Origin of the sequence: Mycolicibacterium tusciae (assembly GCF_002086795.1) — a bacterium.
Taxonomy (GTDB): Bacteria; Actinomycetota; Actinomycetes; order Mycobacteriales; family Mycobacteriaceae; genus Mycobacterium; species Mycobacterium tusciae.
Genome location: NZ_MVIM01000018.1, coordinates 60,718 through 75,963, shown reverse-complemented (window position 1 = coordinate 75,963; position 15,246 = coordinate 60,718). Strand labels below are relative to the sequence as shown.

At 63.4% G+C, this 15,246-nt stretch carries 16 protein-coding genes; 10 read left to right on the top strand and 6 right to left on the bottom strand.

Annotated elements, in window-relative coordinates; translation table 11 throughout:
- Positions 1-333: 333 nt before the first annotated feature.
- From BST47_RS25230 to BST47_RS25205, 6 genes are all read left to right on the top strand, one after another.
- Positions 334-1,170, top strand: a complete 837-nt coding sequence (locus tag BST47_RS25230) for an SH3-like domain-containing protein (protein ID WP_083128413.1) — start codon at positions 334-336, stop codon at positions 1,168-1,170.
- Between the two features lie 77 nt (positions 1,171-1,247).
- Entirely contained in the window at positions 1,248-1,913 is a 666-nt protein-coding gene (gene scnC, locus BST47_RS25225; protein ID WP_083128457.1) for a thiocyanate hydrolase subunit gamma, read from the top strand.
- Positions 1,910-2,281: a thiocyanate hydrolase gene (locus BST47_RS25220; protein WP_083128412.1), complete on the top strand. Its 372-nt coding sequence runs from the start codon at positions 1,910-1,912 to the stop codon at positions 2,279-2,281. Before scnC ends, BST47_RS25220 begins: the two co-directional genes overlap by 4 nt.
- A gap of 26 nt (positions 2,282-2,307) precedes the next feature.
- On the top strand, positions 2,308-3,024 hold the full coding sequence (locus BST47_RS25215; protein WP_083128411.1) for an EthD domain-containing protein: 717 nt from the start codon (positions 2,308-2,310) through the stop codon (positions 3,022-3,024).
- A 7-nt stretch (positions 3,025-3,031) separates the two neighbouring features.
- Positions 3,032-3,475, top strand: a complete 444-nt coding sequence (locus BST47_RS25210) for a TIGR03618 family F420-dependent PPOX class oxidoreductase (protein ID WP_083128410.1) — start codon at positions 3,032-3,034, stop codon at positions 3,473-3,475.
- A 16-nt stretch (positions 3,476-3,491) separates the two neighbouring features.
- Positions 3,492-4,247: an enoyl-CoA hydratase/isomerase family protein gene (locus tag BST47_RS25205; protein WP_083128409.1), complete on the top strand. Its 756-nt coding sequence runs from the start codon at positions 3,492-3,494 to the stop codon at positions 4,245-4,247.
- A gap of 77 nt (positions 4,248-4,324) precedes the next feature.
- Here BST47_RS25205 and BST47_RS25200 read toward each other — a convergent pair whose 3' ends face one another.
- Positions 4,325-4,540 (bottom strand): (2Fe-2S)-binding protein, encoded by a 216-nt coding sequence (locus BST47_RS25200; protein WP_083128408.1) that lies wholly within the window; start codon positions 4,538-4,540, stop codon positions 4,325-4,327.
- A 7-nt stretch (positions 4,541-4,547) separates the two neighbouring features.
- Positions 4,548-5,180 (bottom strand): fatty-acid--CoA ligase, encoded by a 633-nt coding sequence (locus BST47_RS25195; protein WP_083128407.1) that lies wholly within the window; start codon positions 5,178-5,180, stop codon positions 4,548-4,550.
- A gap of 240 nt (positions 5,181-5,420) precedes the next feature.
- Here BST47_RS25195 and bfr point away from each other — a divergent pair, with 240 nt between their 5' ends.
- Positions 5,421-5,906: a bacterioferritin gene (gene bfr / locus BST47_RS25190; RefSeq protein WP_083128456.1), complete on the top strand. Its 486-nt coding sequence runs from the start codon at positions 5,421-5,423 to the stop codon at positions 5,904-5,906.
- A gap of 135 nt (positions 5,907-6,041) precedes the next feature.
- Entirely contained in the window at positions 6,042-8,111 is a 2,070-nt protein-coding gene (locus BST47_RS25185; RefSeq protein ID WP_083128406.1) for an MDR family MFS transporter, read from the top strand.
- Positions 8,112-8,126: 15 nt separating this feature from the next.
- Here BST47_RS25185 and BST47_RS25180 read toward each other — a convergent pair whose 3' ends face one another.
- The 4 genes from BST47_RS25180 to BST47_RS25165 all read right to left on the bottom strand — a co-directional run bounded on the left by BST47_RS25180 (position 8,127) and on the right by BST47_RS25165 (position 12,824).
- On the bottom strand, positions 8,127-10,049 hold the full coding sequence (locus tag BST47_RS25180) for a CHASE3 domain-containing protein (protein WP_083128405.1): 1,923 nt from the start codon (positions 10,047-10,049) through the stop codon (positions 8,127-8,129).
- Positions 10,050-10,055: 6 nt separating this feature from the next.
- On the bottom strand, positions 10,056-11,951 hold the full coding sequence (locus BST47_RS25175) for a SpoIIE family protein phosphatase (protein ID WP_234809854.1): 1,896 nt from the start codon (positions 11,949-11,951) through the stop codon (positions 10,056-10,058).
- A 142-nt stretch (positions 11,952-12,093) separates the two neighbouring features.
- The gene (locus tag BST47_RS25170; RefSeq protein WP_083128404.1) at positions 12,094-12,495 is read right to left on the bottom strand and encodes an ATP-binding protein; all 402 of its coding nucleotides are present in this window, start codon (positions 12,493-12,495) and stop codon (positions 12,094-12,096) included.
- Positions 12,492-12,824, bottom strand: a complete 333-nt coding sequence (locus tag BST47_RS25165) for an STAS domain-containing protein (RefSeq protein ID WP_083128403.1) — start codon at positions 12,822-12,824, stop codon at positions 12,492-12,494. Before BST47_RS25165 ends, BST47_RS25170 begins: the two co-directional genes overlap by 4 nt.
- A gap of 291 nt (positions 12,825-13,115) precedes the next feature.
- Here BST47_RS25165 and BST47_RS25160 point away from each other — a divergent pair, with 291 nt between their 5' ends.
- On the top strand, positions 13,116-13,700 hold the full coding sequence (locus BST47_RS25160; RefSeq protein ID WP_234809853.1) for a GAF domain-containing protein: 585 nt from the start codon (positions 13,116-13,118) through the stop codon (positions 13,698-13,700).
- A gap of 28 nt (positions 13,701-13,728) precedes the next feature.
- On the top strand, positions 13,729-15,210 hold the full coding sequence (locus tag BST47_RS25155) for a sugar transferase (RefSeq protein ID WP_083128401.1): 1,482 nt from the start codon (positions 13,729-13,731) through the stop codon (positions 15,208-15,210).
- Positions 15,211-15,246 lie beyond the last annotated feature (36 nt).

The following is a 15,246-nucleotide window of genomic DNA, read 5'->3' as shown; positions in this document are numbered from 1 at the left end:
TCGCGCGACAAAGCCGCCCGCGTCGTTTTCGGGATGGGCGATCAGGCTCGGTGAGCCCGGCGCCAAACAGCTTGCGGCACTTGGCAAGACCCCCCAGGGATTTACGTATTCGTCAACAGCTGAGTTCGTGTTCCATTTGTATGTATAAGTTCAATTTGCCCGATAGAGTCGGCCCTGGGTTTTTTGGAGCAGCCGGGAGGTGCCGATGCCCAACAATGCTGTCGTGTTCGACGGCGTTGCTGGACGTTGCCCGGCGCACCGCACTCCGCCCCCCGTTCAGATTCGCCGACCAGCAATGAGCGCCGGCACGTCCGGCCGACGAAGGGACCCTTGATGAGCACTGCAGCAGAGCGGGCGGCTCAACTCGAACTGACGTCCCGACTCAAATCGGCATACCCGGAACTTCCCGATGCGCCGACCCCGGACATGCTTGACCACGGCCGTATCACCGCGTACCTCAAGCCCGTCCACGACGTCGGCGGCGAGCCGGACGCGCCGATGAAATACGAGAACAAGCAGTACGAGCTCTGGGAACACATGACCTACGTCATCTGCGAGGTGCTGGGCTGGCGCGGCGTCTGGCTGTCGGAGGAGCGACGGCGCATCGGCAATGTCGACGTCGGGCGCGCGGAATATCTCGGCCTGCCGTACTACGGCCGCTGGTTGCTCGCTGTCGCTCGCGTTCTGGTGGAGAAGCACCACATCGGGCTGACCGAGTTGAGCGAGCGGATGGCCGAGGTCCAACAGCGCTACGCGGGTGGGCTCGAGGGCAAGACGCTGGAGGCCAAACCGAAGTCCGAGGGCGACGGATCGCAAGTCAAGCGCAACCAGCACGCCGAAGAGGCGGACGGGAAGGGCGATCCGCAGTGCTATTCCGGTCAGGCCGGGACGCCCAGGTTCAAGGTCGGTGACCCGGTCGTGGTGCGCGAACTCCCGGTGATCTTCTATACCCGCACCCCTGAATACGTGCGCGGTGCGACCGGCGAAATCGAGGCCGTCGCCTACGAGAGCCCGGCGGCCGAGGACGAAACCTGGGATCGTCCCGCAAAGCCGGAGTGGTTTTACGTCGTCAGGTTCAACATGGCCGACCTCTGGTACGGCTATACCGGAACCGACCACGACGTCATATCCACCGAAATACCTGAACACTGGCTCGACGCCGCTAAATAGACTCTGAGAGAAGGGATTTCGACTTGTCTGACCACGGTCATGACCACGACCACGATCACGACCGGACCGTCGCGCCGATGGTCGACGAGATCACGGACTTCGAGGTTCTGGAGATCGCACTTCGCGAACTGTGCATCGAGAAGGGCATCTTCACGGCCGAAGAGCACCGATTGATGACCGAGTTCGCCGAGCAGATCGGCCCGACCCCCGCCGCTCGCCTGGTGGCCAAGGCGTGGGTCGATCCGGCGTTCAAGGAACTCGCTCTTGCCGAACCGATGACGGCGAGCAAGGAGGTCGGCGTCGATTGGCTGCATCCCACCGGCTGGGGTACGCCGAGTGACTTCACCGCATTCCAGATCCTGGCGGACACCCCGACGGTGCACAACGTCATCGTCTGCGCGCTGTGCTCGTGCTACCCGAGACCGATACTCGGTAACTCACCGGAGTGGTACCGCACCCCCAACTATCGTCGGCGTCTGGTCCGCTGGCCCAGGCAGGTGCTGGCGGAGTTCGGGCTGTACCTGCCGGACGAAATCACGGTCCATGTCCAGGATTCCAACCAGAAGCACCGATTCATGGTGATGCCCCTGCAGCCCGAGGGCACCGAGGGCTGGACCGAGGATCAGCTCGTCGAGATCATCACTCGCGACTGCCTGATCGGCGTAGCCCTGCCGAAGGCGGGGGTCACGACCAACATGATCGTCGACACCCGTCCCGCGATTCATCCGGGCAACGCCGGATGAACGCCGCCGACGGTCCCGCGTCGATCGAGTCCTCCCGCATCGCACCGCTGGAGGAGATCGTCGAGCGCGATCAGGTCTGGGCCCGGATGGCCGCCAAGTGGGGCGTCGAAAATCCTGTGCCGCCGTGGAAGTCGAGTCTGGACGGCATGTGCGACGCTTTGGACCGGGCCTCGTGTGACGAGAACATCCCCGATTTCAAGCAGCGCCGTGACGAGGAGGACGCGCTATCGGCGACGCTGTACTCCAACCTGCCGTATCCCGAGAACCAGCTGATGTCGCTGGCGCATTCTCTGGTGAGCCGAGGCGTCATCGACGAGGCCGAACTCAAACAGCGGCTGGCGAGCATCCGGGCGAGGCTGGAAGCCTGACCACGTCCGCGCGGTAGGTTCGACCGGTGGAGAAGGTGATCATCGCGCTCCGGCGCGCGGATGCGGATGACGCATGGTGCACGAGGATGCGGACCGACGTCGTTGCGGACCTGCTCGAGCTCGGATTGCCTGGACTGACGGTCAATGTGCGTGACGGCGTCGTGCGCAACTCACTCATGACGTTGACGACCCTGGAGCCGCCGGTCGTCGGGTTCGTCACTCTGTGGGTGCATCAGTCGTACGCCGAGCCGGTGACCGCGGCGCTGTCCCGGCTGGCGTCCGAGGCGGACGAGGTCGCCGCTTATCTGGTCACCGAATCGGTACCGTTACCGCCGCCCGCCACCGCAGCCGGTGCGCGCACCGACGGCTTCGCGAACATCGCGCTCCTGCGCAGGCCCCAGGACTTGGACGAGGCCACCTGGCTGCGGCGCTGGCACATCGACCACACACCGGTGGCCATCGAAACGCAGTCCACGTTCGGCTACACCCAGAACGCGGTCGTGCGCGCCTTGACTCCGGACGCCCCGCCGATCGACGCGATCGTCGAAGAGCTCTTTCCCGAAGCGGCGATCACCGATCTGCACGCATTCTTCGGCGCTCCCGACGACGCCGAACTGAGCCGCCGGATGGACCGAATGGTGGCCAGCACCTCGGCATTCGGTGCGAACCGCAACGTCGACACCGTGCCGACGAGCCGCTACGTTTATCGGACGCCGTTCGTCACCGACAACCGGATCGGGTGATGCTCAGATGCCCACACTGGAGGAAGCCTTCGCCCTTGCGGCCGACGACAGTGGCCTCGCTGTGGTCTCGACCGTGCGCGCCGACGCCACGGTCCAGGCGTCACTGGTCAACGTCGGTGTGCTGACCCATCCCGCGACGGGACAGCAGGCCCTGGGGTTCGTCACCTACGGCAAGGTGAAAATGGCGAACCTGCGCGCACGTCCACAACTCGCGGTCACGTTCCGCAACGGATGGCAGTGGGCCACCGTCGAAGGCACAGCGGAGTTGGCGGGTCCCGACGATCCTCAGGCTTGGCTGGTCGATGCCGAGGAGCTTCGTCTGCTGTTGCGTGAGGTGTTCACCGCCGCCGGTGGCACACACGACGATTGGGACGAATACGACCGGGTGATGGCCGAGCAGCGCCGCACGGTCGTGCTTATCGCACCCGCCCGGGTGTACAGCAACGGTTAGCGCATACGCTGCTGGCGTGATTCTCGAGATTGCCGACGACCAGCGGGTGCGGACCCTGACTCTCAATCGGCCCGACGTCCTCAACGCGTTCAACGACGAGCTGTACTTCGCCACCGCGACCGCGCTGAACGAGGCCGCCGCCGATCCGGAAGTCGCCGTGGTGTTGTTGACGGGCGCCGGGCGGGCGTTCAGCGCCGGCAACGACCTCAACGAAATGCAGAGGCGCATCACCGATCCCGAGTTCAACGAGAAGGGCAGCCACTTCTCGACGATGATCCAAGCGCTCGCCGACTTCCCCAAACCGTTGATCATCGCGGTGAACGGAGTGGGGGTGGGCATCGGTGCGACGATCCTCGGTTACGCGGATCTGGCGTTCATGTCCTCGACCGCACGCCTGAAGACCCCCTTCACCAGCCTCGGCGTGGCGCCGGAAGCGGCGTCGTCGTACCTGTTGCCACGGTTGATGGGCCGGCAGAACGCCGCATGGCTGTTGCTGTCCTCGGAATGGGTCGGTGCCGAGGAGGCGCGGGCGATGGGGCTGGTCTGGAAGGTCTGCGAGCCCGACGATTTGTTGCCAGAGGCGCGCCGCCATGCTGAAATCCTTGCGGCACGACCGATTTCGAGCCTCATGGCGGTCAAGCAGACGATCATCGCGCCAACTCGCGAGGGCATCGCCGCGGCGACGGAACGAGAGAACGGGCACTTCTCGGTCCTGATGGGCGCGGCCGCCAATGCCGCCGCCCTGGCCGATTTCACCGGTAGGGGTAAGTAGGCGCCGGCGCTAGCGGGTTGATTCCACGCACATGGCGCTGGCGATCAACCCGTTAAGCGCGCCGATCCTGCTACTCGTCAACGGCTCAGCGTTCTTTTCGCGCAGCCGTTCTTCGACGGGCAGCCGGCGACATCGTGATGGGTGGCGATGATGGCGCGCAATGTACGGCGGCATCGGCCGCAGTCGCCGCCGGCGCCGCAGGCTTCGGTGATCTGCTTGGACGTGCAGGCGCCGTTGGCGACGAGCTTGTCGACGTCGTGGCTCGTCACTCCCATGCACAGGCATACGAACATCGGCGGCTCAGCTCCGCTCGTCGATGCTCATGAGGTGGGCGAACCTGCCCACGAACTGGGTGGGGTAGGGGCCCAGGCCCGCATTCGACATCCATTCCGCGGCCGCATCCGGATGGTCGATCCATTGCCGGGCCGCGGACTCGTCCTCGATCTCCTGCAGGATCATGACTTCCTGCCCGTCGTCGAGCGCGCGATAAACCCAGATCTTGCGTACTCCGCCGAGCTTGAAGCGCTCGAGTCCGTCGTGCACCTTGACCATCAGTGCGGAGACGTCTTCGACCGAGGACATGACCCCGACGACGACCCGGCCGACATGGTCGTCGGCTGACGGCGGGTACAGATCGATCTTCTCGACGACCTCGCCACCGAAGATCGGTGGAATGTCGTCGGCACCCGAAATGTTGAACCACTCGAAAATCTCGGGTGACCGCAGTACGTCCCGCATCGAACGGACATGCCGAATACCAATCGTCACCAATACACGGTTCTGTTCCCATATCGATGTGTAGAGAACGACATGGTGGGCCCCGATAGCGGCGAGTCCGTCAGAATGCTTCTTCAGCCATTTCCACATACGATCGACGTCATCAACACGGAAATCGCAAGCGAGAATAAGTGAGTGCAGATCGAAATCACTCATTCCCATTCCCTATCCGTAGGTCAGGCTTGCAAGCGTTAGCGCAGTCTAACCTTACTTAGCCTAGGCAGTCCAGAGTAGGTACCTGATCTGCGCCCCGCCGGTGTCCCGATCGTTCACGATCACCCCGAAAACACGCTCAGCGCAACGAGAAGATGCGCCGATACACATTTCGTGCACTAGATTGGGTATGGCACTACCGACTGCGACAACTGCCAGCCCTCAAGTTGCCTAGGAGCGATGATGCAAGGGGATCCCGACGTTCTGAAATTGCTCAACGAGCAACTGACGAGCGAATTGACCGCCATTAACCAGTATTTCTTGCATTCGAAGATGCAGGCAAATTGGGGATTCACCGAGCTGGCTGAATACACGCGCAAAGAGTCGTTCGAAGAAATGCAGCATGCCGAGTCGATCACCGACCGAATTCTGCTGCTCGACGGACTGCCGAACTATCAGCGGTTGTTCTCCCTGCGAATTGGTCAGACATTGCGTGAGCAATTCGAGGCCGACCTGGCCATCGAATACGAGGTGGTAGGGCGGCTGCGGCCCGGCATCATCATGTGCCGCGAGAAGGAGGACGCCACCTCGGCGAACCTCTTGGAGGGCATCCTGGCCAACGAAGAGGATCACATCGACTACCTCGAAACCCAGCTCCAGCTGATGGACAAGCTCGGCGTCGAGCTGTACTCGGCCCAGTGCGTGTCGCGGCCGCCAACCAGCGCATAGTCCACGGTCACATCCGTCATCAGTCCCCAACTTCGTGGGGCGCCCATCTCGGAGCCTAATCTTCCCGCGGTGCCGTAACTTTCATAGCCTGTCTAACGATAGGTCTGATGGGTACGCCACCGATGGAAGGCAGGTATGACGAGCACGCGAACGGACGCGGCTGCCGCAGATTGTGAATCTCCCAGCGCGCTGATCAGCGCTGGGCGCCGCAACATCATCTTTGTTGCGGTGCTGCTCGGCATGTTGATGGCGGCCCTGGATCAGACCATCGTCGCCACCGCGCTGCCGACCGTCGTCGCAGACCTGGGGGGAGCGGGCCACCAGTCCTGGGTGGTGACCAGTTACCTATTGGCCTCCACGATCGCCACCGCGATCGTCGGGAAGCTCGGGGATCTATTCGGCCGCAAGGCCGTCTTCCAGGTGGCGGTTCTGTTCTTCCTCGCCGGATCTGTCCTCTGTGGGCTCGCGGGCTCGATGACCATGCTGGTCGCATCGCGCACATTGCAGGGCATCGGGGGTGGCGCGATGATGGTCACGGCGATGGCCGTCATCGGCGAAGTCATCCCGTTGCGCGAACGAGGTCGCTATCAGGGCGCGCTCGGCGCCGTGTTCGGAGTCACCACCGTCATCGGACCGCTACTCGGCGGGTTCTTCACCGATCACCTCACTTGGCGATGGGCGTTCTGGATCAATGTTCCGATCGCGGTTCTCGTGATCGTGGTCGGAACCCTGGCCATCCCGTCGTTGGCCAAGGTCGGCAGGGCGGTCATCGACTACGCGGGCATCCTGTTCATCGGTGTGGCCGCGTCCGGCCTGACGCTGGCCACCAGCTGGGGCGGCAGCACCTACGCCTGGTCGTCTCCGATGATCATCAGCCTCTTCGTCGGTTCCGCTCTCGCACTGGCAATCTTCGTCTGGGTGGAATCCCATGTCGCAGAGCCGATTCTGCCGATCCGACTGTTCGCCAGCCCGGTGTTCACGGTGTGCTGCATCCTTGGCTTCATCGTCGGGTTCGCGATGCTGGGTGCACTGACATTCCTGCCCACCTTCATGCAATTCGTCAACGGCGTCTCGGCGACCGAATCGGGTATGCGCACCCTGCCGATGGTGGCGGGGATGCTGATCACGTCCATCGGAAGCGGGCAGATAATCGGCCGCACCGGCCGGTACAAGGTGTTCCCCGTCGTAGGCACCGCCACCATGGCGGTGGGGTTCGTGCTGCTGTCACAGATGGGGGCCGCCACCCCGCTGTGGCAGCAGTCGGTGTCGCTGTTCATCCTGGGCGCAGGTATCGGCCTGTGTATGCAGGTACTGATTCTCGTCGTCCAGAACACCTCCAGTTTCGCCGATCTCGGTGTCGCGACTTCCGGCGTCACGTTCTTCCGGACGATCGGAAGCTCTTTCGGCGCAGCGATTTTCGGCTCGCTGTTCGCCAACTTCCTCGCCAGCCTGATCCCGGCTGCGCTGGCGGCGAGCGGGGCACCCGCCAGGGCCGCGGATTCCCCGCAGGCACTGCACGCACTATCGCCGGAGATGGCCGCACCGATCGTCGATGCATATGCGGACTCGCTGGGCACTGTGTTCCTCTGCGGGGTACCCGTCGCAGTTGTCGGCTTCGTGGTTTCGCTCTTCCTCAAAGAGGTGCGGCTACGCGAAATCGAAACCGTATCGGCGAGCGACCTCGGTGAGGGTTTCGGGATGCCGAGCACCGAGTCGCCCGAGAAGATCCTCGAAGTGGCCATCGGACGGATCTTCCGCGACTCACCCGAGATTCGGCTACGCAGTCTCGCCCAACTCCCCGGGTGCAACCTCGACGTCACCCAGATGTGGGCGCTGCTACAGATCTACCGGCAGAACCAGGTGTTCGGTACGGCCACACTGACCGACATCGCCGAGCGCCTGCGGGTGCCCCACGAGGTCATCGAGCCCACCTTCGACGGGCTGATCCGCGACGGACTGGTGCTGGGCGGCGGAGGCAGGCTCTGGCTCACGCAGGCCGGAATGAAGCAGGTCGACGCGATATCCGGGCTCATCGTAGGGCGCATCGTCGACAAATTGGCAACGTCATCCTCGTTCGAAGGACGGCCCGACGGCGATCAGGTCGAAGCCGCGCTCGAACGAATCGTGCATCGGATGCTCGTGCAGCGGAACTGGACGGAGGACCGCGGCGAACTGGTCGCGACCCCGGACGCGCAAGCCAGGTAGTGCATCCTCCACTCGTCAGCTGCGGCGCAGGGCTACCGCTGTGACGTCGTCACCGTCGAGCATCTCGTCCGCACTCGCACACAGGTAGTCGACGACCGCCTGCGGGCCCGTCCCATTTCCATCGGCGCACTGTGAGATCGCGTCCTCGAGTCCCGCTATCGAACCGCCCCACAGGTCGAGCACTCCGTCACTGACGAGCAGGATTGTGTCCCCCGGAGCAAGGCGGTCGGAGAGTTCCTGCCAGTGGTCGTCCAATCCCATGGGCATGTCGTTGGACGCCATGCGTTCGATCCGGCCGGAACGGGTGCGAATGACGAAGTGCAACCCGTGGCCCGCGTCGGCGAACAAGAAGTCGCCAGAGTCCATGTCGACCCGGACGTAGGCCAGCGTGACGAATGCGCTGATCCGGCGCAGATCGCCCTCGAGGATGCCCGCAGCATCGTTGACCACAGTCGATGGGGTCGCCGCGGGATCGTTGGAGCGCAGCGCGGTGCGGGTTGCCGCCGCGAGCATTCCCGCGTCCATCCCTTTACCCATGACGTCGCCGAGGCTCAGCACGATGGAGGGTTGATGCACGCGCACGTCGTAGAAGTCCCCGCCAACCTGTCGGGCCGGGCTGTTGAACGTGCCGAAGGTCCAACCTGGGGTCGCTGGCAAGGTGTCAGGCACCAGTGCACGTTGCACCTCGACGGCCCGGTTCATCTCCGCCAGCTCGAGCTGACGTAGCCGCTCCGATTCGGTGACGTCGTGGAAGTGCAGGACGAACTGGGTCCCCTCGGGCTTCTCGCCGATTACGGCGATACTCACTTCCAGACTGCGGCCGTCGGCCAGCTGCAACGTCAGCCGTGCGTTGTCGTCGTCAACGAGAGAATCGGCGGCGGCCGAAAGCGCGGCCATGCCATCCGAACCCATCAGCAGGTCAAGGTTTGTGATTCCGTCCCGCAGCCCGGGCAGCAGGGCCTGTGCCGAGGGGTTGGCACGCTCGACAATCCACTGGGTGGACGCGCGGGATACCAGCAATTTGCCGGCGACCGAGGAGTTGAAGCTCTTGCGGAACAACTCCTCGCTCTCGTAGAGCTCGGCTCGTGCTGCTCGCGTTGTCTCGAGCTCGTTGACGATGCGCCGCCGCATATCGTCGGCATCCAGTGCAATGGCCCGAATATCGCCGGGCCCCTCGGCTGGGATCGTGGCTGCGAAATCACCTTTCGCGATCCGCCTGCATGCCGCCGCGACGGCGGCTACCGGTCCGGTGACCGCGCGGCGCACCCAGAGAGTCAGCGCCATCGCGGCGCCCAGGATCACCACCAACACGGCGATCAGCTCCCTGTTGCGCCACGTCTGGGCTTCTCGCAGTTCAGCGCGGGCGGCGTCTCTCGCCGAGTAGATGCCAGCATTCTGTGTGTCGAACAGGGCTCGCAGTTCATCGAACTCCGCCTTGCCTTGGTCAGCCTCAGCGACGCTGAGCGGATAGGGTTGACCGGGCGAAACTCTTGCGATCAGCGGTTCGACGTAGCTGGTGCGCCACTGCTCGGCGACAGTTTCGATCGCGGTGACATCGGCCAGCAGATCGTCGTGATCCCTCAAGTTTTGACGCAGCTCAGCGGCGGCGGCCTGCTCGGCCTGCTTGCCGGTGTAGTACGGCTCGAGGAATTGGGGGTCTCCAGTCATGACGTAGCCGCGCATGCCGGTCTCCTGGTCGCGCAGTGCCGCTTGCAACCGAAAGGCGGCAGAACGTGCTGGCTGAATACTGTCTGCCAGCTGGTCAGTGGCAGTGTCGTTGCGGTGAAGCAGCATGGCAACCGCCACCGAACTGACGATGACAATCACACCCATCACGCTCAATGCGACTGTCAACCAACCCTGCACAGTCAGGCGCGAATCGATCCGCCGCCGACGCGAGATCGCAACGTCGGCATCAGTGGTGGTGGAGGCGCTCACCGCGGCTCACCCCGCACGGCGTAAGGCCACCGCGGTGACGTCGTCGCCATCGAGTAACTCGCCGGCATTCGCACACAAGTAGTCGACCGCCTCCTGCGGGCCCGTCCCAGTCCCGTTGGCGCACTGCGCAATTGCGTTCTCGAGTCCTTCCAGCGAACCGCCCCACAAGTCGAGCACTCCGTCACTGACGAGCAGGATCATGTCGCCCGGCGCCAGGCGGCCGGAGAGTTCCCGCCACCGGTCGCCCAATCCCACGGGCATGTCGTCGGACGAAAGCCTTTCGATCCGGCCAGATCTGGTCCGGACGACATAATGCAAGCCGTGACCCGCGTCTGCGAACCGGAAGTCGCCAGAGTCGATGTCGACCTGAACGTAGGCAAGCGTGACGAATGCACTGATGCGACGCAAATCTCCTTCGAGAATGCCAGCTGCACGTGTGACGACCGCCGACGGAGTCATCCCGGGATCGTTGGATCGCAGCGCGGTGCGAGTGGCGGCGGCGAGCATTCCCGCGTCCATGCCCTTACCCATGACATCGCCGAGGCTGAGCACGATGGAAGGTTGATGCACGCGCACGTCGTAGAAATCGCCACCGATCTGTTTGGCCGGGCTGTTGGACGTGCCGAACGACCAGCCCGGGGTCTCGGGGAGTTCGCCGGGTAGCAGTGCACGTTGGACCTCAGCGGCCCGATTCATCTCCTCGAGTTCGAGCTGACGTAACCGCTCCGATTCGGTGACGTCGTGGAAGTGCACGACGAACTGGGTCCCATCAGGCGTCTCGCCGATCACGGCGAAACTGATATTGAGGCTGCGGCCGTCGTCGAGCTGCACGACCATCCGGGCGTTGTCGCCGACAAGGGAGTCGGCGGCGCTTGAGAGTTGGCTGACGGCATCCCGACCCATCAACGTGTCGAGGCGCCTGATTCCGTCTTGCAGCCCGGGCAGCAGAGCCCGTGCTGAGGGGTTGGCGCGCTCCACAATCCATTGATCGGTCGTACGGACACCCATCAGCTTGCCGGCGACCGACGAGTTGAAGCTCTTGCGGAACAACTCCTCGCTCTCGTGAAGGCGCGCCGACATGTCGCGCTCGGAACCCACCACGATGGACAGCGTAAGGAACACGGCCACCATCGACATTTGATAGACCTGCATCAGAACGGTTCCCGTAGAGATTCCCCACAGGTCGAACGACAACGGGCCCATACCGAAAATGCTGCCGTTGGCCGAGATACTGGCTACGCCGACCATGAGCAGGGACAGCATCCATGTCGACAAGCGAAGCGCCGCCCATACCAACGGTAGGAACGGCAGATATTCCAGGGGCGCCGGCCCGACGGTGAACACCGCGGCGGTTACCGCGAGCGCCGTCACCGCGATCCCCACCGTTTCGCCAACGCCCGCCTGTTGGTTTCGCAGCGGTGGCGCGATGTACATCGGGGTGAGCAGCGCGATGCCCGCAGCGTGCTTGAGCAGCGCGGTCTGCAACGACTCCACGGCTGATGCATGATCGCCGAACACCGAGAAGGCGCCGAAGGCGAGCGCCCCGTAGAGCGATGCGGAGACGAACGCGATTCCGAAGAACAAGACAAGATCGCGTGGGGTTGCGAACCGTGGTACGCGATCTCGACGCCCGCGCAGCAGCAATGTGCCGACCGCCATCTCGATTGCGAAGGCGGCGGCCAAGGCAAGCGAGAGCGACATCGGCCTTCCCGCCCACAACAAGACTGGCAGCGCCATCAATGCGACGGCCGGCGCAAGTAACCACAGGTAGCGACGCGGGAAGCAGACGCCCAGGCCGAGCGCGATGCCGGAGGCCGGCCACAGGGGCGGCGTCGCCATGCCCTCCGGTTGGCTCACGATGCTCAGCGCCGCGACCGCAGACAATGCGAACAGATTGGTCACGATGACGGCTGCGTCAGGAGCCTGCCGCCCGTTCCTCACGAACGCCTGTTTGTCTCGCGCAGGCTCAGCGTGCGATAAGCGCGGGCTCGACGTGACCTGGTCAGACAATTCAGCCGTGCCCGTCACTGGAAGCCGCACATACTCACTCGGATCGACGCCGAGTCAGCGTCCAGTGATTGCCCTTCTGATCGCGCCAGTAGGACAGCTCGTCGAGTACCCGATGCGCGAGTGCCAGTCCGCGGCCGCTTTCGGAGGCCTCGTCGGCCATGGTTATCCGCGCCAGGTCGACCTCCGCAGGATGGCCATCGTCGGTGAAGCTGACGGCCACGCTTTCCGGCCGTACGTCCACCACCATGCGCAAGCGCACCGGCCGCCCGTCACCTGAGTACGCGATGATGTTTGTACCGATCTCACTGACCGCGAGTTCTATGCACATCTTGGTGTGCTCGGAAACCTCTTCATCCGCCCATGCCGACTCGAGTGTTTGCTGGATCTTCGCCAGCGTGTCGGGACCGGTCAGGGCTTCCAGCGCGTGCTCACTCATTCGAAAGCGCTGTCCGCAGAAGCATAGGACCGTAGGACCCGGTCGAGGTTGCTCAGCTCCAGCACGGTGCACACCTGCTGTGTGGGAGCCGCGATGCGCAAGTCGCCACCCGCGTTCCGCGCAATCTTCAGGGCCGCGATCAGTGCGCCCAAACCGGACGAATCAATGAATTCCGTGGCGCTGAGATCGACGACGATTCGACTCACGCCACCATCAACGATGTCATTCAGCTGTTTTCGTAGCGCGGGTGCGGCCACCATGTTCAGCCTCCCGGTCGGCTGAACAACGACGACACCGGACTCCGTTGTCCGAGTGGAAAAGTCGCTCATCTCGTCCTCCTTCTTCGTCGTAGCCGTCGTGGCACCACCCCTGGGAACCAGAACCGACGACTAGACAAAGCCCTCGTGTAGCTTGCCACGTGCGCTCGGTATTGGGATCAAAGCGCGAAAACACACCGGCGCGGCGTCATATCGATGGCATCGCGATATGGAGATTGCGCTCTTCGCCCCAGAAGGGTCCCGGCGACTTACGCTGAGTCTGTGGGGGAAGCAACGCCGTCAAACGGGTGGCACGCTGCGACGGGGCTGTCTGATGCTGAAAAGAGAGTACTCAAAGAAGGGTTGATAGCCACTGTTGTCGGCGTCGGCGTGGACGACGCGGCATCGCATTTGTTGATTCAACAACTTTCGGCCAACCCCGACGCGCTGGAACAAATAATTCAGCCCTCGTTGAGTGACCCGGCGCGCTTGGCCGCTCTGCTCAGCACGGGCCTGCTGGACACGCCTGAGAGCGGCGCCCTCGACACCGTCGCGTTGTTGACGGCAGAAGCGCTGGCAACGCCTTTCGCTGCGGTGTCGCTGCTCGACGACAGCAGGGAACTGATCATCGGGCGCAACGTCGTTCACGGTGACGGCGAAAGGGTGCGCCCGGGCAAACTGTCGATCAGCAAGTTCACCGTGGTCAGCGGCATCCCGTTCATTGTCGAAGACGCCGCCGTGCACCCGCTGCTGGCAAACCATCCGCTCGTGCTCAGCGGTGAGGTCGGGGCGTACGCGGGTGTTCCGATTTTCAGCGACGACGACGACGCGGTCGGTTCGCTCTTCAGTTGGGATACCCGGCCGCTCAACTGGTCGGGCGGTCAGATCCTCGTCCTGCAGGACATGGCCGACCTTGCAAGCGCAAAGATATTTCACCGACCGATATGACGAATCGCCAAGCTGAATTGAGCAACTGATGGCGATGCGGACCGAACCCGTTGGCCCGGCGCCAAACGATGTGACGCCCCACCACCCCGCGCGCGAAAAGTACAAGGCGCTTGCCGGTTTGGTTCGTATCGGTCGAATCGGCACGGTCGTCGCCGTCGCCATCGACATCGTGTCTGCGTCGGCGGCGGTCAGTATCGGTTTGTGGTGGTCGTCGATGTCGGAGCAACTTCCGTCGGCATCGTGGATGGTCGCGTTGTTCGTGCCCTTTGTCGTGTTCCTGTTCGCCGTGCAGAAGCTGTACCGACATAAACTCGGCCGGAACTTCATCGACGAGTTCGGTCCAATCCAGACCAACGTCGCACTTGCCGCAGTTTTTGTGCTCGGCATCATGACGCTCACCCAGACGGGTATTGGTGCCGGGGCCTTGGTCTCCAAGATGTGGGTCTGCGCCGCCGTACTGATGCCGATACCGCACTTTTTCCACTCGCTCATTCGGAAGCGACTGAGGAAGAACAACCATTTCATGGCCCCCGCCCTCATCATCGGCAGCGGGGAAGTCGCCAGCCGGATCGTTGAACGTCTGCGGTCTTTCCCGGAGTACGGCCTGACGCCGGTCGGCCTTCTCGATGCCGAAGGTTCGGCAGCGAGATCCGATGTGAATCCGGACGTCCCCATTCTCGGAACCCCCGAGTCGATTGGCCCAGCGATCGAGAAGACCGGGGCAGAGGCCGTTCTGATTGCCTTCTCGCAGGTCCGCGACGAGTCTCTGACCCGCGTCGTTCGGGTCGCTCACCGTTACAAAGCGCGGGTGTGGGTGGTGCCCCGCATGTTCGACGCAGTCGCCGAGCGCGCCACGGTCGACCATCTCGGCGGCCTGCCGCTGATGTCGCTGCCGAGCGCCGACCCGCACGGCTGGCAGTTCAACGCCAAACACGTGATCGATCGCGTCGCGGCTGCCGTGGGGCTGCTCGCAATCTCCCCGTTGCTCATAACGTTGGCCATGTTGGTTCGGCTCGGCTCACCGGGACCGATCTTCTTCAAACAGGACCGGATCGGACGCGATGGACGGATTTTCCAATGCCTCAAGTTCCGCACCATGCGGCCGGAAACAGCTTCAGACGCAGAGTTCGAACTGAAGTCGAGTTCGGCCCCTGGCGGTGTCGAAGGTGCGGACAGACGAACCGGAATCGGCAAGATCATGCGCTCAACGTCGCTGGATGAGCTGCCGCAATTGATCAACGTTCTCAAGGGTGAGATGAGCCTCGTAGGTCCGCGTCCAGAGCGACCGCAATTCGTCGAGTTCTTCGAAATACAGATTCACCGCTACGGCGAACGCCACCGCGTCAAGGCCGGCATCACCGGTTGGGCACAGGTGCACGGGCTGCGCGGGCAAACGTCGATCGCGGACCGGGTCGAATGGGACAACTACTACATCGAGAACTGGTCGCTCGCGCTTGACTTCAAGATCCTTTTGTTGACGGTGGCGGCGGTCATGCGTGGTGCGGAATAGGCGGAAAACTAGAACGTGTTCCAATTCGGGACGGTT